This is a genomic window from Thalassotalea crassostreae, from assembly GCF_001831495.1.
In the GTDB taxonomy this organism is placed as follows: Bacteria; Pseudomonadota; Gammaproteobacteria; order Enterobacterales; family Alteromonadaceae; genus Thalassotalea_A; species Thalassotalea_A crassostreae.
Genome location: NZ_CP017689.1, coordinates 362,140 through 381,874, shown reverse-complemented (window position 1 = coordinate 381,874; position 19,735 = coordinate 362,140). Strand labels below are relative to the sequence as shown.

Below are 19,735 nucleotides of genomic sequence, written 5' to 3'. Positions count from 1 at the left end.
TAAAATGAAAATAGAATGTATTCGCAGCCATCATTTAAGGTGCAAACTCGATAAGCCTTTTGGCTTTTCACAATGGTCATATGCTGAGCGCAATGTATTGGTAATAGAAATTATTACCGATACTGGCTTATCAGGTTGGGGTGAATGTTATGGCCCTGCCGACGTAACCCAATCAGCGGTCAGTAACTTTTATGCCCCTAAAATTATTGGTAAAGACGCCCTGGCAACCGATGCTATATGGCAACATATGTGGCGTTCTAGCTTAGATTTTGCCCGAGCAGGAATAATGATGGGAGCTATATCTGGTATTGATATGGCTCTCTGGGATTTAAAGGGTAAGGCGCTTAACTTAAGTGTCAGTGAATTAATGGGTGGCCGTCAAAGAACGAATGTCCCTTGTTATGCTACCGGTATGTATTACCAAGACCTACCTGATGAAGAGTTGCTACCATTATTGATTGCTGAGGCAAAAAGCTATGCAGCGGATGGCTTTAATGCAATGAAAGTCAAGGTTGGTAAAAGCCTTGATTTTGATGAAAAGCTGATAAGGGCAATGCGCGAAGCATTGCCTAATACCATGTTGATGGCTGATTCCAATCATGCTTACGATTTGCCTGAAGCAATTCGCATCGGTCGAGTGCTTGACCAATGTAATTATCAATGGTTTGAAGAACCGCTCTCCCCAGAGCATCTGCCACTATTTAAACAACTTAGCAATAAACTCGACCTTGCGATTGCTACTGGTGAATGCGAGCAGACTCGTTTTGGTTTTCAAAAATTGATCAGCTCAAATGCAGTCAATTTGCTGCAACCCGATTTGGCTTACTGTGGTGGCCCGAGTGAAGCGCTAAAAATCAGAGCAATAGCATCAGCCAATGGTATTAATTGCATTCCACATGTTTGGGGAACACAGTTAAACCTAGCCGCTGGTACGCACTTTTTAGCCAGCGCTTATCATGAACCTGGTAGAGCGATTGAAAAACAATTAATGCTTGAGTACGACCGCACTGAAAACCCATTAAGAGACAATTTATACGATGTTGTGATTAATATTGAAAATGGCAACGCAATTGTTCCTACCACACCAGGTTTAGGTGTGAGCATCAATCTATCAGCAATGAAACAATTTGACATTAACAAGACGGAAACACGATGAGTACTCTCAATGTAAACAAACAGAAATTTAGCATGTTGATCAATGGTCAACTTATAACAGCAAAAGATACCCTCGATGTTATCAACCCAGCAACGGAAGAAGTGATTGCTGCGGTACCACAAGTAGAGCCAGAACAAATTACCATGGCACTCGATAGTGCTGACAATGCATTTAAGTTATGGTCTAGCATGAGTTTGGCGAGTCGCAGTGAATTGATACTTAATTACGCTAATATTCTTGAACAACATCGTGACGAAATCGTTGATATCTTAGTAAGCGAAACAGGCAAACCCGCCGATAATGCAGAATATGATTTTGACATGTTAGTCAATTGCTTACGATTTTTCATTGAAGAAGCGAAACGCATTGATCAACCAGTGATTGCTGATCCTAATGGTCGCTTCTTAAATTATATGATTCGTCAACCTCTAGGTGTGGTTGTTGGATATTTGGCTTGGAACTTTCCGCTGCTGAATTTGGGTTATAAATTAGGGCCGGTGTTAGCCTCTGGTTGTACGGCAATAATTAAGCCTTCTCAATTAACGCCATTGGCAACTTTACGTTGCGCACAGCTATCTATTGAAGCTGGTATTCCAGCTGGTGTGATCAATATCATTTCAGGTGATCGCTACGATGTAACCGAGCCATTATTAACGTCTAATAAAACCACCATGTTTACCATGATAGGTTCAACCAAAGCTGGCGTTGAAACGATGAAAAGTGCCTGCACTAATATCAAACACTTCTCGGTCGAGTTAGGCGGTAATTCACCGGTTGTGGTCTATGATGACGCTGATGTTGATAATGCAGTTGCCAATGTCGTTGGCCTAAAATTTGCCAATACTGGTCAGGTATGTGTATCGCCAAACCGCTGTTTTGTGCATGAGTCGGTGTACGATGAATTCATCGAAAAAGCGAAAATTAATGCTCAAGGGTTAGTCTTTGGCACGGGTCGAAGCGAAGGTAACTTAATGGGTCCTATGTTGACTTCACAAGCACGTGAGCGAGTACTCACAAGCATTGATGATGCTGTAGTTAAAGGTGCTAAACTTGTTCTCGGTGGAAAAATCCCAGAATCAATGGATAAAGGTTATTACCTCGAACCAACAATTTTAGCCGACGTTACGCCCTGTATGAATTTAGCCTGTGACGAAATCTTCGGCCCTGTTTTGCCAATAATTAAATTTACCGACGAAGACGATGTTATCGCCATGGCAAATGATACAGATTATGGATTAGCTGCTTATGTATTTACCACTAACTTACAAAAAGGCTTGCAAGCAGCAGCTCAAATCCAAGCGGGCAGCGTGTGCGTCAATGAAGTACATTATGATGTGTCTCTACCTCATGGCGGCTTAAAACAAAGTGGCGTTGGCAAAGATTGCTCACATTACAGTCTTGAAGAATACATGACCTTAAAACGTGTATCAGTATTGGTAAACAGCTAATACCAAAATAATTTATTTTAAAAATAGGAGTTAAACGTGAGTTGGTTTAACACAATGATAAAAACAATAATAAAATGCTCGTTACTGCTCGCGGTAACGATAACTAGCCAATCTGCTTTTGCCCAAAAGACGCATCAAAATACCCAATCATTAGATGGTACTTGGCAAATAATTTTTGACAAAGACAACCAAAGTCGTAACCAAAAACTTTATAAAAATAAAAACTTTTTGAATCATCAAGATGTACGCGAAATAAGTGTCCCTAGTGTTTGGGAGCGCATTGAAAAAGATTACGAAGGCGTCGCGGTTTATCGTCGTTCATTTAATGTTGCCAAAGAGTGGCAAGATAAAATCACCCACATTTCTTTTGATGCCGTCAATTATCGCGCCGAAGTCTATTTAAACGACCACGTGGTTGGCGTCCATGAAGGTGGATTTACACCATTTAGTTTTCGTATTGATTCGATGCTTAAGTTCGATCAGGAAAATGTGTTAACCGTGCGTGTTCTTGGGCCAATTTTATTAGATACAGACAAAGTAATCGATGGTATGGGCGCAATGGAAACGCCACAATGGCGCGGCGGTATTACCGGCGGCATTTGGCAATCAGTGCGTTTAGTTGTTACTGATAAAGCCTACATTGAAGATGTCTTTGTTGAGCCTGATTTAGCCAACCAAAAAGCTAAAGTCACAATTGCAACCACCAATTATGATGTTTATGAAAGCAGTGATGTTATCGACATTGAAGTGAGAGAATTTGCCAGTAACAAATTAGTAGTAACTAAACAGCTGAATACAAAATCTGCTCCGGGTAAAAATGAGATTGTCACAGAAATTAATATTCCAAACGCAAAAGCTTGGTCACCAGACTCGCCAAATTTGTATGATATTAAAGTGTCAGTCAATCACAAAGAAACGCTAAGCGACAGTGTTAGTGAACGTTTTGGTTTACGTGAATTTACCGTCAAAGATAAGCGCTTTAACTTAAACGGTGAAGAAGTTTATGTAAAAGCGGTATTTTTAGAAGGCGTATACCCTATCGGTGTAGCAACTCCTGTCGATATAGAGTTAGCGAGAAAAGAAATTAAATTAGCCAAAGAAGCTGGCTTTAACATGATCAGACCTTGGCGTCGCCCACCGCCACCTCATTGGTTAGATTTAGCTGATGAAATGGGGGTGATGATCATAGGCTCTCCGGTACTAGAATGTATGGATTTACCGGTAAACACACCTGATTTACCAAGACGTGTGGTGAGTGAAATAGAGCAAACAATCAAGCGCGATAGAAACCGGGCAAGTATTGTAATGTGGGAGCTATATAACGAAGTTAGACGCCCGATTTTAAAGCAAATGATGCAGGAAACATCAATGATGGCTCGTGACATCGACCCTTCTCGTTTAATTTTAGATGAATCTGGTGGTTGGGCATTTGGTGCGAAAGTATTTTTACCTAATGAAAAAAATTTCGTTAGCTTTAATGACGTGCATACCTACCCAGGTCCAAACATGACTAACCAGTGGTACGATAAATTCTTAGGTGTGGCGTATACCGGTGAAGAGCGCAAAGAACTTGGCATCACCGGCAAGCCTATCGGTCATAACTTAAAACCTGGATTAACGTCTTTTGTCTCTGAATTAGGCTACGGCAGTTATGTAGACTTTGATAAAGTTAACCAGCGTTTTGAAGCAGAAGGCAATCCAATTGTGCCGACTACTCGCTACCATAAACAATTAGGTAGCCAGCTAACCAAAGTGCTGCAATCTGACCTAGCCGACATCTACAAAACACCGCAGGATTTTTACCAAGAACAACAAGAAATACATGGTAAAGCTAATGCTCGAATGATTGAAGCAACACGAGCCAACCCGAACATTACCGGTTATTGTGTGCACGCATTAACTGGTGGCGATTGGATAATGGGCGCAGGTTTACTCGATTTATGGCGAGATCCAAAACCTCAAGTTTATGATAGAACTCAAGCGGCAAACCAACCTCGTATTTTATCGATTAGAACGTTCCCTTATAGTGCTTATGTTGGCGAGCCGGTTAAGTTTACCGTGCAAGGTATCAACGATTTAAACGCGGTAGAAGGTACCCTTGAAGTTACCGTTAGCGATGAAAGCGGTGAGCAAATTTGGCAATCAAGCACTGCCATTAACTTTGCTTCACGGATTTCTAATTTACTCGAGCATACCGTCGATACTAAATCACTATCGGGTAAGTACATTGTTGATGCAAAAGTGGTTAACAATGATGGTGATATTGTCGCGATTAATGCCTTTGATTTTAACGTGTTTGATACCAGTAAACGTGGTGATATTGGCAATTTCGCGATTGTCGATCAAACCGGTAGTTTGACAAGTTTCTTGCAAAAGGAAAACCTTAAATTCTCCAAGTTTTCTGCTCAAACGTCTATTGACACACCAGTATTTGTTGCAACGACATTAAAGAAAAATAATGAGCAAAAGGCGATTAATCAACAACTTACTGAGTTTGCCAAAAACGGCGGCAAAGTCGTTTATGTGCAATTCCCTTACATTGGTCCTAAATGGAAAGACGGCGTGTTAAGTAAAGGTTTCTCAATGAATATGCCAAAGCAAATTAAAATGAAAGCTTCCACTGGTTTGTGGGCTGGAATGAGCCATGTTGTTGCCGACCATCCTGTATTTTCAGATTTACCTGTTAACCAAGCGATGCAGGGGGTATACGAAAATGTTCGCCCTAAGATCAGCATGGTTGATTTAGCTGAAAAGCCTATTGTAACTCTAGTAGCCAACGATAACTTTCCAGATATGACGTTAATGAATCGTCATTATAAAGGTACTGGTGATGTTTGGGTTGGCTCTGATTTATCGGAAGTAAATTTTGGCAAAGGACAGTTAATATTATCAACAATGCAGATCGTGCCAAATCTTGGCAGCGATCCAGTGGCGGATAAGTTAATGTTCAACCTATTAAGTTACGCGACCCAGTAACCTAAAGAAAGTTAATGCAAAAACATAGCGCGACTCAGGTATAACCTATCGCGCTTTCACTTTATAAACTAATAAGCTAACAATCGATTCAAAGACAAAGCCAATGAGAAAATCAACTCTATTAATAACCATGCTATTAACTAGCGCTTGTATGACTGATTCAAATGCACAGTCTGAAAATACGAATACCAGTGTAAGTACAAACACAACCGCGAGCAATCCGCCGAACATTATTTTAATTGTTGCTGATGATTTAGGCTATGGTGATATCGAGCCATTTGGCCAAAAACTGATAAAAACACCTAATCTAAACCGCCTTGCCGAGGGCGGCATCAAGCTTACTCAACACTATGCTGGGTCGACTGTCTGTGGTCCTTCAAGAGCAAGTTTACTTACTGGCTTTCATTCAGGTCATGGTAGCGTGCGCGGTAACCCTAAATGGACCAATAGTGGCAATCCAGTCGATTTATCTACAAACGATACTACCTTGGCACATATACTGAAAAATAATGGTTACAACACCGCTATTATTGGCAAATGGGGTATGGCTGAACAAGTGCCGACCAACATAAATGCCATGCCAAATGCTCAAGGTTTTGATTATTTTTTTGGTTATAAAACTCATGTCGCTGCCCACCATTACTACTGGCCAACGTTATTCGAAAACAACAATGAATATAAGCTTAAAGATAACGATTACTTAAAAAACCAAGGCAAATATACCCATGATTTGTTTACCGAAAAAGCACTTAATTACATTGTTAAACAAGGTGAAACTACACAAGCAAACGAGGCACAAAAACAGCCCTTTTTTCTTTATTTAGCTTATACCATTCCACACCTTGCCCTTACCGTTCCTGAAGATGCTAAAAGCCAATATAAAGACTTAGGCTGGCCTAAGCGCATGCTAAATACTGAAGGTCATTATCGCAATGATGCTGAAGGTAATGTCACTTATGCTGCCATGGTGTCACGCATGGATCGAGACATTGGCAAGATAATGGACTCGTTAAAAGCACAAGGCATAGATGACAATACTTTAGTGATTTTTACCAGCGATAATGGCCATGAGTACGATAAAGGTTTTTTTAACAGTAATGGTCCTCTGCGCGGTAAAAAACGCGATTTATATGAAGGCGGTATTCGAGTACCTTTTATCGCTCGATGGCCGAACCAAATAGCAGCGAATACAACAAGTGACCATATTTCCGCGTTTTGGGATTATTTTGCGACGTTTTGTGAACTCAGTGCTCCAGGACAAAGTAAGAGCCAAACCAAGGACTTAGCAAAAGACATAGCAACAAACTGTACTCAAACCGACGGTATATCGTTTGTAAACACGCTGACTGCAGAGAAACCTCAGCAGCAGCATGAATATATGTACTGGGAATTCAACGAGAAGCATGGACCACTACAAGCAATCCGAAAAGGCGATTGGAAACTTGTGAAAAAGCATCCAAATAAGTTCGAATTGTATAACTTAGACAAAGATATAAGCGAGCAAAGTAATATCGCTAAACAAAATCCAGAAAAACTCGCACAGTTAAAATCTCTGTTAAAAAATGCGAGAACTCCGCACCCGGAATTTTCACTAAAAAAACTGCCTAATCCTTATCTAAAAGGTAAGTAGTGTATACAGAAAATGATTGCAGGACTCAACAAATTCTCCTGTAATCAATCTACTATTCGTGCTTTACGTCATATTTAATTTGAATAAAACCATTTGGAAATGCAGTCGCAGTTGAGTTAATTAGTTTAACGCTGTTAGTCATTTCGCCAAAAAGCGGGATGCCTTGACCTAAAATGATTGGCGCTTTGGTAATGGTCATTTCATTGATAAGTTTAAGGTTTATGAACGCAGTAATCGTTGCACCGCCATCAACGTAGGCATGCTTATACCCTTCACTATCAAGCTGGGTTATTAACTTGGTAATATCCCCCGAATACATTTCAACTTTACCTTTTAAGTTTTCAGGCGGTACAGTGACTGAATTACTTAAAACATAAATTTTAATGTCGCCATATGGCCACTGCTCAGGCGTTAAATTAAAGCTAGATATAACATCCATACATTTTCGGCCCATGATCATACAATCGACCGCAGCGATATATTCTTTGAACCCCATATCTGGATTACTGCTCATATCTGCTTCAGGATTCCCTGCCGTATGCAGCCAATCAACACCTCCTTCTGGTGTTGCAATATAACCGTCGGCACTTGTCGCAATATAGACGGAGCATTTCATAGTGGGTACCTACCTCTGTTTGGGCATTGATGAAAATGCTTAAATAATGAAGAAAGTGGCTTTATAGACTGGTTCAATAAGCGAAACCAGCCAACTGTTAGAAGTCTCGCTTGAACGGCTTGTATGGATAATAAACCCATATCTTTTATTAATTATTTTTAATTTTCGGTAAAGTGAGACCCAGGCTTTAGCTGCAACTAAAGCCCTTCTTTGTCGTAGTTCGATTGAACGAAGGCTCCTCTGTTGAGAGACCGATAACAAGAACGAACGCGACGAAGAACTCCAAGCATTACACTCGAATAGTCTACTGGGTCTCGAACCCGCATTATGCAAGTAAGGGTTAGCTTATTATGAAAGCACATACAAATCAAAACATTAACGTTGGTGTTGATACAGGAAAATATCAGCTCGACATTTATATTCGTCCATTGGACATTTATTTCACCGTAGCAAACGATAAAAAAGGCATTAAGGAAGCCGTTAAAATCATCAAAAAGCACAAACCTGAACGTATTGTTATTGAAGCAACTGGACGGCTTGAAATGCCATTTATCATCGCCTGTGCTAACGCAGGTTTACCATTCACTATCGCAAACCCTATCCATATAAAAAGGTTTGCAGGTGCCATTGGTCAGCGCGCTAAAACAGATAAACTTGATGCACAATTAATTGCCCACTATAGCGAAGCAATTAAACCATCATTGTCCAAACTTAAACCAGACACCATGCAAGCTATGAGCGATTTAGTCACCCGCCGTAACCAATTATTAAATATGCAAACCATGGAAAAGAATCGACTACAAATTATGCCCAAAGAATTGGCTATGACAATCAAACCAGTGCTTACTTTATTCAAAAATCAGATAATAAAAATTGAAGAAAAAATCGTTAAACTCATTGAAAGTTGCCCAGAATATCAAGCGAAAAATATGATACTTCAAAGCATGACAGGCATTGGCAAAATTGCAGCGGCATCAATCATCAGTAATTTGCCTGAATTAGGCTATATCAACAGTAAGCAAGCTAGCGCATTAATTGGTGTTGCGCCTATGAACCGAGAAAGTGGTCGGTATAAGGGACATCGAAAAATACAAGGAGGCCGCCCTCAAGTGCGAACAGTTTTATACATGGCAATGATGTCTGCAATGCAATCAAATCCAGTTTTTAAAGCAACATATCAGCGATTATTAGAGGCAGGAAAACCTAAAAAAGTCGCTATTATTGCCTGCATTAGGAAGATGATTGTGATCTTAAATTCAATGCTTAGAGATGGTGTTATGTGGGAGGCGCCAAAAGTATGAAATTAGTTATTGACGCCATAGTCTCTTGTTAAAGCTTTAAAAAATGCCGAATACAATGGGCTTAATAATAAATACTAAGAAAAACACTCCGGCTATACCAAAACAATGCTCTTCAAAGCTGGCCCCCGCCAAAGTCAGCACCACTGCTATTGCCATAAGTGCTAGGAAATATTTGCATTACAATGCCTTTACCAAAATATAGCGTAAGAAATTGAATGGTGATTACTAGAACGTATAGATTGACTGGATATATTTTCTTATTTTTTCTGTCTCTGAAATATAAAATTCCACGAATTGTCAGAGCTACCAATGCACCTGTTAATGCTGAACCGATCCATACTAGTAGGAAGAACATTCCCATGAAGATGCCTTAACGCCAAGCTAAGTGGCGATTAGTAATGGCGCTGTTTTTGCGTTGTTTGCTAAAAATGTGACAGTGTTCATTGTCCAATTAAGCGCCTTGTTATGTACACTTAATTATCTTTGTTGTTTTTACTAATGTTACGGATATAAGAAAAAAATATGCCCGCGAATATTGAAATGGAAAATACGATACTAAAATCAGTTATATCAAACTCACCAATAATTAGTTTCTTCGCGGTTAGACTACCTAGAGTTACTGCTCCGCTAATTGTGATAATAGATTTCCAGCTCTCTTTTATCATGTGAAAGTTCCTTTTGTGTATATAACGCTAAGCTAAGTGGCGATTAATAATGGCGCTGTTTTTGCGTTGTTTGCTAAAACTGTGACAGTGTTAATTGTCAACTTTAGCGCCTTGTTAGTTGTTCTTATAAACATTTGATCGATGCGCGACTTTTATTACATTCACGACTACGACTTCATCCCTTATTTCGTAGACTATTCTATAAAGACCTTGTCTAACTCTATAATTTTCTTGACCAGAAAGCTTTATACACCCATCTGCTCTAGGGTTTTCAGCAATAACCTCGATCTTACTCAAGATTTTTTTTACATCCTGATTGGGGATATTGCGAAGATCTTTTGAAACTGATTTTTTGAAAGTTATTTTATATTTTGCCATGTGACTTCAGATCATTTAATAAGTCTTCATAAGATATTTCAGGTTCCGCAACCCTGTTGGAGATCGCTGCTAAATCTTCTTGGTCTTCGCGCATTAATAAACGAACAGCTTCATCAATAAGCTCAGAAACTGAGAGATCAGACGAAGCAGCTCTGATTTTTAATGCTTGATGTATATCTGGTTCAAAATAAACGGTAGAACGCTTTGATAAATTACTCATGATTGTAACTCCTTATGCACATAACAACATTATAGCACCATAACATCATAACGCTAATCACTATTTGAGGAGCAACTAACGCCAAGCTAAGAGGCGCTCAAATACTTGGCTAAAATTAGCGAGGCACGAACCCAATCCAATTATTTTGTTAGCTGACTATTATTAAGCACTAGCCATTTTATATAAAAAATAAAAGAATCCACAAAAAAAGAGAATTAAAACTGCGTACATTATTACTAAAGTTTTAGATTTAGGCATATTTTTATCAACAAACACACCTGTTAATGGGCAAAATATAGTTGGTTAAAATTAAGCGACGGAGGAGCAAAATCCAACTGTATTTTGTCCTTGTTTACAGCTTATTATATGCAATTACCACTATTCTTTGAACAGCCAATACAACCCTTGAATTGCAGTAGTTGGGAACGCAGTTTCATGGTTTGCGCCTTGAATAGTTATTAGCTTTACTTTTGTATTAGGGAATGACTCACCTGATAGCTTTAACTCAAGTTCCTTTGCACCTTTAACCATGTCGTGTTTTGACGAATCCAGTTGAATTGTCTCATTAGCACCAACAGCAATAAACACCTTATGCTTATTTAAATTAGGATCTGTTTTAATTTTAAGAATATCATTATCTTTAAACCAAACAGATGGGCTGCCTAAGACATAATTATTAAACATATCAGGTTTAGTAAACAATACGTATGCCCCAAGTAGTCCACCAAGTGAATTACCAACAAAAGTCCTAGATTCATTTACTCTGTAGTTTTTTTCAATGAAAGGGAAAACTGACTTTTCAATAAAACTAATATGTTCTTTCGCTTTTCCTGTTTGAAACTTCCAGCTTGAATCTTCAGTATGAGTATAATCACGAATCCGACTAGAGGGGCCTTTAGATCCTTTTGAGTTTGAAATCCCGACAATTATAGCCTCTTTCATTTTTCCTGTATTCATTGGAAATCTAGTAGCGCCAGATACAATTTGGAAACTATACCATGCGTCGGTTAAGTAGATAACAGGATATGACTTATCTTCTCGGTTGTTATATGAGCGTGGTAATTTTATAAAAAGAGGGTAAACCCTTCCTGAATCAGGATCTTGAATCTCGATAACATTACTTCGCGGAATCTCAAAGGTATTTCTATCTTGAGCTTTGACTAATTGAATCGAATTAATGAAAAGAAATATGAAAATATAAGATAGAGATTTCACTCAAACTCCGTTTTGCGTATAACGCCTAGCTAAGAGGCGAAAAATACTTGGCTAAAATTAGTGAGGCACGAACGCAAGCCAAGTGTTTTGCGTCCTTCTTGAGCGCCTTGTTATATTTTTTTATTGTTTAACCTAAAGTATGCATCTAACTCTTTAGGAGATTTATAGATACCAGAAAAAGTTATTTCTGCGTTGCCAGCCAAATTAAACTCTTTTTCAATATACCCTATATCTTGGACATAACCACTTCTAACTTTACCGTATGTTAATAAGATATAGACATTACCTGATTGAAGGGTTGAGCTGGTATTTTTCAGTTGATAAGTATATTGGCACGAACCATCATAGCATTTGAAACTAGAAGATATAATTTCGACATGTTGCTGTGGTTTAAAAAAGGTAAGTCCTACTCCTGCGATTAACACTACAGCAGTCAAACTTATCAATACTCTAACAAAGATAGCTGCACCCTCAAAAAATATAACATCTTATTAAAGAGAAAAAACCTACACTATCCGTTGGAAATGCAGGCATATAGCTGGCGAATATAGCCAAATTTTTAGTAGCCAGTATCGGCTTTTAATTTACATTACGTTATTTTGTAACAGGCCACAAGGTAGGTGTTGAGAAGAATGTTTAGGATCTGTAGTTGATGTTGAGAGGGGCCAAACTTATTGGCCCTATTTAGTGGATTATAAATTATTAAATGCTTGATCTAACCAGTCCATTCTATCGATATACCAGTTTTTCATATGATCGACTTCTTCTTGGTAGGTATCAAGAACAACTGCATTTGGCCAAACATAAATACCAATTGTTTGCCATTTATTATCATTCTTTTGCTGGGCATAATTTAATGCGTTAGCTTTTTCGTCGATGGTATTAAGTATGTATTCTTGCTGGTCTTTAAAGTACGCAAATCGTTGCTGTACTTTGCTTACAAATGCAGGGTCTTGGAAAAGGCGCTTAAACCATGTGTGCTCTTTAACCCAAAAGCCATAATAATATTGGCTGTCAGCGTAGTCGGTATTGCCAAAGGCTAAATCGAAGTCCCACAGCGGCCCCATTTTTATTGTCTCACCTGGCATGACATTTAAGTAAATACTAGAGAAAAACTTAGAATCTACATTTTTGGTAATTTCGCTGATCAAGTACCAATCAATAAAGCTATCAATATCGATATATTTCGCGTAACCATTATTAACATCGCTAAATGATGAGCTATGTAATGCTGTTTCAAAATCCCTAATTAAGTTTTTAATATAATGAAACTCATCACTTTCAAATTCTAATTCAGGTTCTTTAATGTTTAGCAAAAAGTTATGACTGTAAAAATAAACGTCATCATCATCAAGTCTTTCGAACTGGTCAATTTCAAGTAAATAGCCAGTGTCACCTAGCGCGACTCTGTTGTCTGACTCTTCTACTTTTTGGGTTATGTTGTACGTACCGTTGTATAGTCCATTTAAAAATACTTCGGCAAATGTACTCGCCGGCGTCCAATCTAATTTACTGATATGACCCAGTTCAAAAGCAATGGTATTACGCAATAACGTTTTGTCTGAGTATTCCGCTAAAAACAACCATTTTTTGTCTTTCGGCATGCCCATCATTTCAGCTTTATCTTCGAGCTTCATTTGAAATGGCTTTTTAGGATGTGTAAACCAAGTTGAATTACCTCGACCTCGAATCTTCATTTCGACATCGGTCATTGCATTTTCGCTATCTTTCGCTCGAACCGATACCATTCCTTGAACGTAATCTTCTTTGGAATCTATTGGTTGATAATTTTCAGTGACAATATTAATGATCGGCAAACCAGTAAAAACCGTAAGGTCAACATCATAATGCTTTTGCGTACCGTTATCTGTTTCAACGGTATAGGTCACAGTATTGGTAAAGTCGTTGATAGTGAAGTCACTCTGTTGTTCTTCATTATTCACATAAACTTTAGCGCCTTCGTATTTAAACGTTGCCACTAAACTATCTACTGGCACATCAATATTCACTCGTGCCGATAAGGTATTACCGTTAATTTCTACGTAAATATCTGTTGTTAGCAACGGGTTATGAGTTCTTAGAAAATAAAAAGACTGCAAACTAGCTGTCTGCGTTGTTTCAGTAACATTTTCTTCAACTTCTACCACATCATCTTTTTTGGAGTTACCACCGCCACACGCACTTAACATCAGCGTAAGTATTAACGTGATCAACAAAGTCGACAGCTTATTTTTATAGTTCTTTGCAGTTCTAAACACTGTTATTTCTCTTTTTAAATTTGGTTTTTATTTGGTTTAACTAATTTTTTAATTACTGCCACGACGTTGTTCAAGTTCAGTTCGAACATCGTGAGCAAATTCTTCATCAATTGGGTATTTCATAACTAAGAAAATTGCCAGTGCTGAAGCTAACATTGGGAACACTACGTCAAATAAACGCATTAAGAATATTGCTTGTTCTGTTTGCTGCTCCGCAAGAGCAACATCAAAGCCTGTAGCATTTAATAAGAAACCACCTGCGGCTAGCGCTAATGCCATACCCAATTTAACTACCCACCAGTAAATCGAACCGAACATCCCTTCTCTGCGTTGGTTAGTCTTCAATTCATCATAATCACAAACATCAGCAACCATAGATGGCATTAACGTAAATAGACCGCCTAAACCAAAGGCAATTAGCACTGGCGGAATCAACATCAATAACGGTTGTTCAGGGGTGTAACAGAACCACTTGAGAGCAAAACCAAGGATTGAAATGCCTGTAGTGATAAAGAATGCTTTGCGCTTACCGTACATGGTAGAAAGCTTACTGGAGATAAATATTACGCAAAATGTTGCGATTGCCGATACGGTTCCAGACCAACCAGCATATTCAGCGCCGAGGGACTGATCGCCACCAAACACGTAGTAAATAATGACGTAAGTTTGAAAAGACGATACCAACATAAAACCATTGAATACCAAAAAGGTTGCTGCACATAAATAAAGGAATGGTTTAAATTTCAAGGTAATGGCAAAGCCACGGAAAAAATCTTTAATGCCTGCTGGTTTTTGTTCGGTATTCGGTGTGGTGTTGGCAACTGTCGATTGTTTATTGTTATTTCGTTCAGTTAAGAATATCGCCGGTAAAATACCAACACAGATAGTGAAAATACCAATTAACAATGCTAACCAACCAGCACCAGAAACCATGTCATCAAAGAATGTTTCTGACTGCATAAACCACAAGAACCAAGGCGCGATTAACCATGCAAATTGGCCCATGAAGTTTTGTACTGCCATTACTCTTGTACGTTCATGGTAATCAGGTGTTAGTTCATAACCTAGAGCAACCCAAGGAGTTGCGTAGACAGTATAGGCAAGATAAAAAATCACTGAGCCAATGAGAAAATACCAAAACACAAAAGATTCACTTTGACCCGTTGGCAGCTGCCACAGCAACGTGAAAATGATCCCCGCGACAATCGCGCCGCCAAAGATATAAGGTCTGCGTCGACCCCATCTTGATTTTGTACGGTCAGAAATATAGCCCATTAAAGGATCAGTGATGGCGTCGGTTAAACGGGGTAATGATGCAAGCAAGCCAACAAGCGCAGGATTCATACCTAAGCCCAGATTTAACACGATTAACATGGTGCCAATTGCTGCGCCTAAAAGGTTATTGGTAAGTGCTCCAAGACCATAAATAAACTTTTGTACGATCGAAATTCTGTCTTCTGGCGCTGTTTGATAATGGGTGTTGGTTGTCATATCGCTCTCTTATTATTTTCATTGATACATCGACACTGCCGAAGACATTAAATTATTGGTTACTGTGACCATATCTATAAGAAGTTGTAAAACAAGTGAAAAACGGTGAGATAGGGAAAATTAAACGGTGAGTTGGTCATCCCATGTTTTTAAAGCCCCGCTGACTATTATTTAAGCCCGAAAACGCTGAAATTGCCGAGTCATCTCACACTCAGTCCATTTGGTCTTATTTGGATTGTTTCTCTCAGTCTTACTCTTATTCTTAAGCTCATAAAAAGATTTTTAATAGGTTAAATAATGTCTGCTGTAAGTTGTGCAAAATCAAAACAACAACATAGCGCTAACTATGATTTAGTGGTTTCGCAGCTGTTAGCACAAATGACAATTAGTGAAAAAATCGGTCAAATGAGTCAAGTAAATGGCGCAGAAGGATCGATTCCTGACGACTTTGCTGCAGCAATACGTGATGGAAAAATAGGCTCTGTTATTAATGAAGTTGATGTAACTACCGTTAATGAACTACAACGAATTGCGACAAAAGAAAGCCGATTAGGCATCCCATTATTAATTGGCCGTGATGTTATACACGGTTTCAAAACCATATTTCCGATTCCACTTGGTCAAGCGGCAAGTTGGTCACCAGATGTCATAGAGCAAGGTGCAAGAATAGCGGCTTTAGAGGCGTCAACAGTTGGCATCAATTGGACATTCGCCCCCATGATAGACATCAGTCGTGACCCTCGTTGGGGACGCATCGCAGAAAGCCTTGGCGAGGACCCTTATCTTTGTTCTACTCTCGGCACTGCCATGGTCAAAGGCTTTCAAGGTAATAAACTAAACGAACTAGGCTCTATTGCTTCTTGTGCTAAACACTTTGCCGGTTACGGTGCTAGCGAAAGTGGCCGAGATTACCATACGGTGAACATTCCTGAAAATGAATTACGCAATGTTTACTTACCGCCATTTAAAGCTGCTGCTGAGGCTGGTGTAGCAACATTCATGGCTGCGTTTAGTGATCTAAATGGCGTCCCAGCTTCTGGTAACAAGTGGCTGATGAACGATATCTTACGTGATGAATGGGACTACAACGGACTATTAGTAAGTGATTGGGATTCAATCAAGCAACTTTCCACACATGGCTTTACCGAAGATGACAAGCAAGCGGCATTAATGGCCATCGATGCTGGCATTGATATGGAAATGGCAAGCCCTACCTATCGCGATCATAGTGAATCGTTAATTGCTGAAGGTAAAATTGATATTGCCCACATTGATCAAATGGTCGCCCGTATACTTACTTTGAAATACCAATTAGGTCTTTTTGAAAATCCTTATACTTGCGCTGAGCAATTGCCAAACATTGTTAATGAACAGCATTTGAACTCGGCTAAAGATGCGGCGATAAAAAGTTGTGTGCTTTTGCAAAATCACAATAACACCTTGCCATTATCGACAGCTAATATAAATTCATTGGCTGTTATTGGTCCACTTGCTGATGATGGTTATGAACAATTGGGCACTTGGGTTTTTGATGGTGAAGAGCAGCATAGCCAAACATGTTTGCAAGCGATTAAAAAACATGTCGGTGACGATGTTTTAGTGAACTATGCTAAAGCATTAGACAATACCAGAACAGACAATATAGAACAGATAAATGACGCCGTAGCATTAGCGGCAAAATCAGATGTAGCAGTGTTATTTGTCGGTGAAGAAGCCATTTTATCTGGCGAAGCGCATTGCCGCTCCAATATTGATTTACCCGGCAAGCAACAATACTTAATCGATGAACTTGCTAAAACAGGAACTCCTATTATCGCCGTGATCATGGCAGGACGACCGCTAACATTAGCCAAAGTAATCGAAAAAGTAGATAGCATACTTTATGCGTGGCACCCGGGTTCAATGGGCGGCCCGGCTATTGCTGACTTACTATTTGGCAACGCAGTACCAAGCGGTAAATTACCGGTTACGTTTCCAAGAACCGTCGGTCAAATTCCACTTTACTATGCACAAAAACATGGTGGTCGGCCAGTGAGCGACGATAGCTATGTGCATATGAATGATATTCCAATGCGCGCACCTCAAACGTCTCTTGGCATGTCAGCAAGTCACTTAGACACCCATTTCACACCGCAATTTCCATTTGGTTTTGGCTTGTCATACAGCAAGTTTAGTTATACCGATTTGGAGCTAAGTGCTGCTGAAATTAATTTCAATCAGACGTTAACAATTACCTGTCAATTAACCAATATTGGTGACGTCGCAAGTGATGAAATTGCACAACTCTATATACGCGATTTGGTTGGCAGCGTCACTAGACCTGTAAAAGAGCTAAAACGCTTTAAAAGAGTTCATTTATTAGCAGGCGAATCTAAGCAAGTGAGTTTTGAACTTTGTGCTCAAGACCTTACTTTTTACGATAGAGATATGAAATTAAATGCTGAGCCTGGCAAGTTTCAATTGTGGGTTGGCGGCGATAGTAATGCCTCTTTATGCGCTGACTTTCATTTGCTAGCGAATAACTAAATGACCAAATTTACGCCTTCAAAATCGACCCTAGCTAAGGTAGAAAACCTTATGAGCAAAATGACACTTGCTCAAAAAATAGGTCAGATGCTGCAGGTTGAGCGTGCAACCTGTACTGCTGAAGAAGTAAAAAAATATCATTTAGGTTCAGTTTTAAGCGGCGCCGGTTCTAGCCCTAAAAATAATACGCCAAGCGATTGGCTGGAGATGATTGATTCTTATTGGTGCGCTTCTGTTGAATCCGATGACGAACATTTGTCCATTCCCATTCTGTATGGTGTCGATGCCGTTCATGGCAATAATAATATCAGTGGTGCAACAATATTTCCCCACAATATTGGCCTAGGCGCAGCACGTGACTCTGAGCTGATTAAAAAAGTTTCAAAGGTAACAACTAAAGAGGTTATGGCCTGCGGTATAGATTGGGTATTTGCTCCCAATGTCGCCTTGGCACAAAACTATCATTGGGGTCGAACTTACGAAAGCTTTTCCCACACCCCTGAAATCGTGAATCGCTACACCACTAATATTATTGAAGAAATGCAATTTGATTTTCCTCACCAAGGTATTATCGCAGGTATTAAACATTGGGTCGGTGATGGTGGCACTATCCATGGTATTGACCAAGGCGATACCATATTAGACTGGCCGAGCTTAGAAAGCACCCATGTTGCTCCTTTTAAGCAAGCGATAAAGTCTGGTGCTATGACAGTCATGGCATCTTTTAGCAGTTGGAATGGTGATAAATGTCACGGTCACAAATTTCTCATTACCGACATGCTGAAAACGAAACTAAAATTCAACGGATTTGTGTTGTCTGACATGGAGGCAATCGATTACCTTTCCAATGATATTTACCAATCCATTGGGATTAGTGTCAACGCTGGCATTGACATGTTCATGCTACCGAATAATTGGAAAGAATTTATCGAACATTTGCACAGTCATGTCGAACTTGGCACCGTTGAGATGGATCGAATTGATGATGCGGTAAAAAGAATTCTGAGCGTTAAAGTACACTATGGGTTGTTTGATAAAGTTCGCCCAACACTGCGAAAAATGTCAAATAATCAAAGTTTTGGTAGTAATGAGCACCGCGAAATCGCGCGAGAAGCAGTAAGAAAATCGTTAGTATTACTGAAAAATAAAGACAATATTTTACCTCTAAATAAATCAAGTCGCATTTTGGTGACCGGTAAGAATGCCGATAATCTTGGTCATCAATGCGGTGGATTCACCATAGACTGGCAAGGTGTTACGGGTAACGAATTGATAAAAAATGGCACGTCAATTTGGCAAGGGATCAGTAAGATTGCAGCGAACGCTAAACATATAAAAGATGTTGAAAACGAGAACGACTATTCAATGTTTGATGCCGCTGTCGTTGTAATCGGTGAGCACTCTTATGCCGAAGGCATGGGAGACATCCGCAATGGTAACGACCTTTTAATCCAATCTGGTTCGATGGTTAATGGTGAGCTAAATATCATAAAACCCTATGGAAAAACGCTAACTTTGGCTGATTTGCATCCAGAAGACTATCAAACTATTAAGCACCTCACTGATAATAACGTACCGGTGATCACCGTATTAATTTCCGGTCGACCATTGATAATTGAAAGTGAATTAAGTGCCTCGGCCGCATTTATAGCCGCTTGGCTTCCTGGCTCTGAAGGCCAAGGAGTTAGTGATGTGCTATTTGGCACACATGATTTTCAAGGAAAACTATCTTTTCCTTGGCCACAACGTGATGAAAATTTACCGACCTACAAATCGAATCAATATAGTCCATCAAATAAAATCAAGCCATTGTTCGAATATGGCTTTGGTTTGCAATATAAAAATTAATTCCGGA

The 19,735-nt window shown here is 39.3% G+C and carries 15 protein-coding genes; 7 read left to right on the top strand and 8 right to left on the bottom strand.

What is annotated here, in order from left to right; translation table 11 throughout:
- Nucleotides 1–4: 4 nt before the first annotated feature.
- The 4 genes from LT090_RS01740 to LT090_RS01725 all read left to right on the top strand — a co-directional run bounded on the left by LT090_RS01740 (nucleotide 5) and on the right by LT090_RS01725 (nucleotide 7,210).
- Nucleotides 5–1,156 carry a mandelate racemase/muconate lactonizing enzyme family protein gene (locus LT090_RS01740; protein ID WP_068546849.1) on the top strand — a complete coding sequence of 384 codons (1,152 nt, stop codon included), beginning with the start codon at nucleotides 5–7 and terminating at the stop codon, nucleotides 1,154–1,156.
- Entirely contained in the window at nucleotides 1,153–2,604 is a 1,452-nt protein-coding gene (locus LT090_RS01735) for an aldehyde dehydrogenase family protein (RefSeq protein ID WP_082897198.1), read from the top strand. The genes LT090_RS01740 and LT090_RS01735 overlap by 4 nt, the downstream gene beginning before the upstream one ends.
- Nucleotides 2,605–2,640: 36 nt before the next feature.
- Nucleotides 2,641–5,580 (top strand): glycoside hydrolase family 2, encoded by a 2,940-nt coding sequence (locus LT090_RS01730; RefSeq protein ID WP_068546851.1) that lies wholly within the window; start codon nucleotides 2,641–2,643, stop codon nucleotides 5,578–5,580.
- Nucleotides 5,581–5,683: 103 nt separating this feature from the next.
- Complete coding sequence (locus LT090_RS01725) at nucleotides 5,684–7,210, top strand: arylsulfatase (protein WP_068546852.1); 1,527 nt, start codon at nucleotides 5,684–5,686, stop codon at nucleotides 7,208–7,210.
- Between the two features lie 52 nt (nucleotides 7,211–7,262).
- Here LT090_RS01725 and LT090_RS01720 read toward each other — a convergent pair whose 3' ends face one another.
- Nucleotides 7,263–7,826, bottom strand: coding sequence for a dihydrofolate reductase family protein (locus LT090_RS01720; RefSeq protein ID WP_068546853.1), 564 nt, complete (start codon nucleotides 7,824–7,826; stop codon nucleotides 7,263–7,265).
- 350 nt (nucleotides 7,827–8,176) lie between these two features.
- On the opposite strand from LT090_RS01720, the gene LT090_RS01715 reads away from it, so the two are divergent.
- A complete protein-coding gene (locus LT090_RS01715; protein WP_068547901.1) occupies nucleotides 8,177–9,127 on the top strand; it encodes an IS110 family RNA-guided transposase in 951 nt (316 codons plus the stop codon).
- A gap of 473 nt (nucleotides 9,128–9,600) precedes the next feature.
- Here LT090_RS01715 and LT090_RS01705 read toward each other — a convergent pair whose 3' ends face one another.
- The 7 genes from LT090_RS01705 to LT090_RS01675 all read right to left on the bottom strand — a co-directional run bounded on the left by LT090_RS01705 (nucleotide 9,601) and on the right by LT090_RS01675 (nucleotide 15,354).
- Entirely contained in the window at nucleotides 9,601–9,792 is a 192-nt protein-coding gene (locus LT090_RS01705; RefSeq protein WP_068546939.1) for a hypothetical protein, read from the bottom strand.
- 114 nt (nucleotides 9,793–9,906) lie between these two features.
- Complete coding sequence (locus tag LT090_RS01700) at nucleotides 9,907–10,170, bottom strand: type II toxin-antitoxin system RelE family toxin (RefSeq protein WP_068546940.1); 264 nt, start codon at nucleotides 10,168–10,170, stop codon at nucleotides 9,907–9,909.
- A complete protein-coding gene (locus LT090_RS01695; RefSeq protein ID WP_068546941.1) occupies nucleotides 10,157–10,390 on the bottom strand; it encodes a ribbon-helix-helix domain-containing protein in 234 nt (77 codons plus the stop codon). The genes LT090_RS01700 and LT090_RS01695 overlap by 14 nt, the downstream gene beginning before the upstream one ends.
- Nucleotides 10,391–10,768: 378 nt before the next feature.
- Entirely contained in the window at nucleotides 10,769–11,605 is an 837-nt protein-coding gene (locus LT090_RS01690; protein ID WP_068546942.1) for an alpha/beta hydrolase, read from the bottom strand.
- 110 nt (nucleotides 11,606–11,715) lie between these two features.
- Nucleotides 11,716–12,042 carry a hypothetical protein gene (locus tag LT090_RS01685; protein WP_068546943.1) on the bottom strand — a complete coding sequence of 109 codons (327 nt, stop codon included), beginning with the start codon at nucleotides 12,040–12,042 and terminating at the stop codon, nucleotides 11,716–11,718.
- A 255-nt stretch (nucleotides 12,043–12,297) separates the two neighbouring features.
- Nucleotides 12,298–13,863, bottom strand: coding sequence for a CotH kinase family protein (locus LT090_RS01680; RefSeq protein WP_198360696.1), 1,566 nt, complete (start codon nucleotides 13,861–13,863; stop codon nucleotides 12,298–12,300).
- 48 nt (nucleotides 13,864–13,911) lie between these two features.
- The gene (locus tag LT090_RS01675; RefSeq protein ID WP_068546945.1) at nucleotides 13,912–15,354 is read right to left on the bottom strand and encodes an MFS transporter; all 1,443 of its coding nucleotides are present in this window, start codon (nucleotides 15,352–15,354) and stop codon (nucleotides 13,912–13,914) included.
- Between the two features lie 297 nt (nucleotides 15,355–15,651).
- Between LT090_RS01675 and bglX the strand changes: the two genes are divergently transcribed.
- Both bglX and LT090_RS01665 read left to right on the top strand, forming a co-directional pair.
- Nucleotides 15,652–17,880 carry a beta-glucosidase BglX gene (bglX, locus tag LT090_RS01670; RefSeq protein WP_193408713.1) on the top strand — a complete coding sequence of 743 codons (2,229 nt, stop codon included), beginning with the start codon at nucleotides 15,652–15,654 and terminating at the stop codon, nucleotides 17,878–17,880.
- Nucleotides 17,881–17,931: 51 nt separating this feature from the next.
- A complete protein-coding gene (locus LT090_RS01665; RefSeq protein WP_226996509.1) occupies nucleotides 17,932–19,728 on the top strand; it encodes a glycoside hydrolase family 3 protein in 1,797 nt (598 codons plus the stop codon).
- Nucleotides 19,729–19,735 lie beyond the last annotated feature (7 nt).

Excerpts from the sequence above, each read along its gene's own strand:
- LT090_RS01740 (WP_068546849.1), top strand. The coding sequence starts at position 5 with ATGAAAATAGAATGTATTCGCAGCCATCATTTAAGGTGCAAACTCGAT.
- LT090_RS01735 (WP_082897198.1), top strand. The coding sequence starts at position 1,153 with ATGAGTACTCTCAATGTAAACAAACAGAAATTTAGCATGTTGATCAAT.
- LT090_RS01725 (WP_068546852.1), top strand. The coding sequence starts at position 5,684 with ATGAGAAAATCAACTCTATTAATAACCATGCTATTAACTAGCGCTTGT.
- LT090_RS01720 (WP_068546853.1), bottom strand. The coding sequence starts at position 7,826 with ATGAAATGCTCCGTCTATATTGCGACAAGTGCCGACGGTTATATTGCA.
- LT090_RS01715 (WP_068547901.1), top strand. The coding sequence starts at position 8,177 with ATGAAAGCACATACAAATCAAAACATTAACGTTGGTGTTGATACAGGA.
- LT090_RS01705 (WP_068546939.1), bottom strand. The coding sequence starts at position 9,792 with ATGATAAAAGAGAGCTGGAAATCTATTATCACAATTAGCGGAGCAGTA.
- LT090_RS01700 (WP_068546940.1), bottom strand. The coding sequence starts at position 10,170 with ATGGCAAAATATAAAATAACTTTCAAAAAATCAGTTTCAAAAGATCTT.
- LT090_RS01695 (WP_068546941.1), bottom strand. The coding sequence starts at position 10,390 with ATGAGTAATTTATCAAAGCGTTCTACCGTTTATTTTGAACCAGATATA.
- LT090_RS01675 (WP_068546945.1), bottom strand. The coding sequence starts at position 15,354 with ATGACAACCAACACCCATTATCAAACAGCGCCAGAAGACAGAATTTCG.
- bglX (WP_193408713.1), top strand. The coding sequence starts at position 15,652 with ATGTCTGCTGTAAGTTGTGCAAAATCAAAACAACAACATAGCGCTAAC.
- LT090_RS01665 (WP_226996509.1), top strand. The coding sequence starts at position 17,932 with ATGAGCAAAATGACACTTGCTCAAAAAATAGGTCAGATGCTGCAGGTT.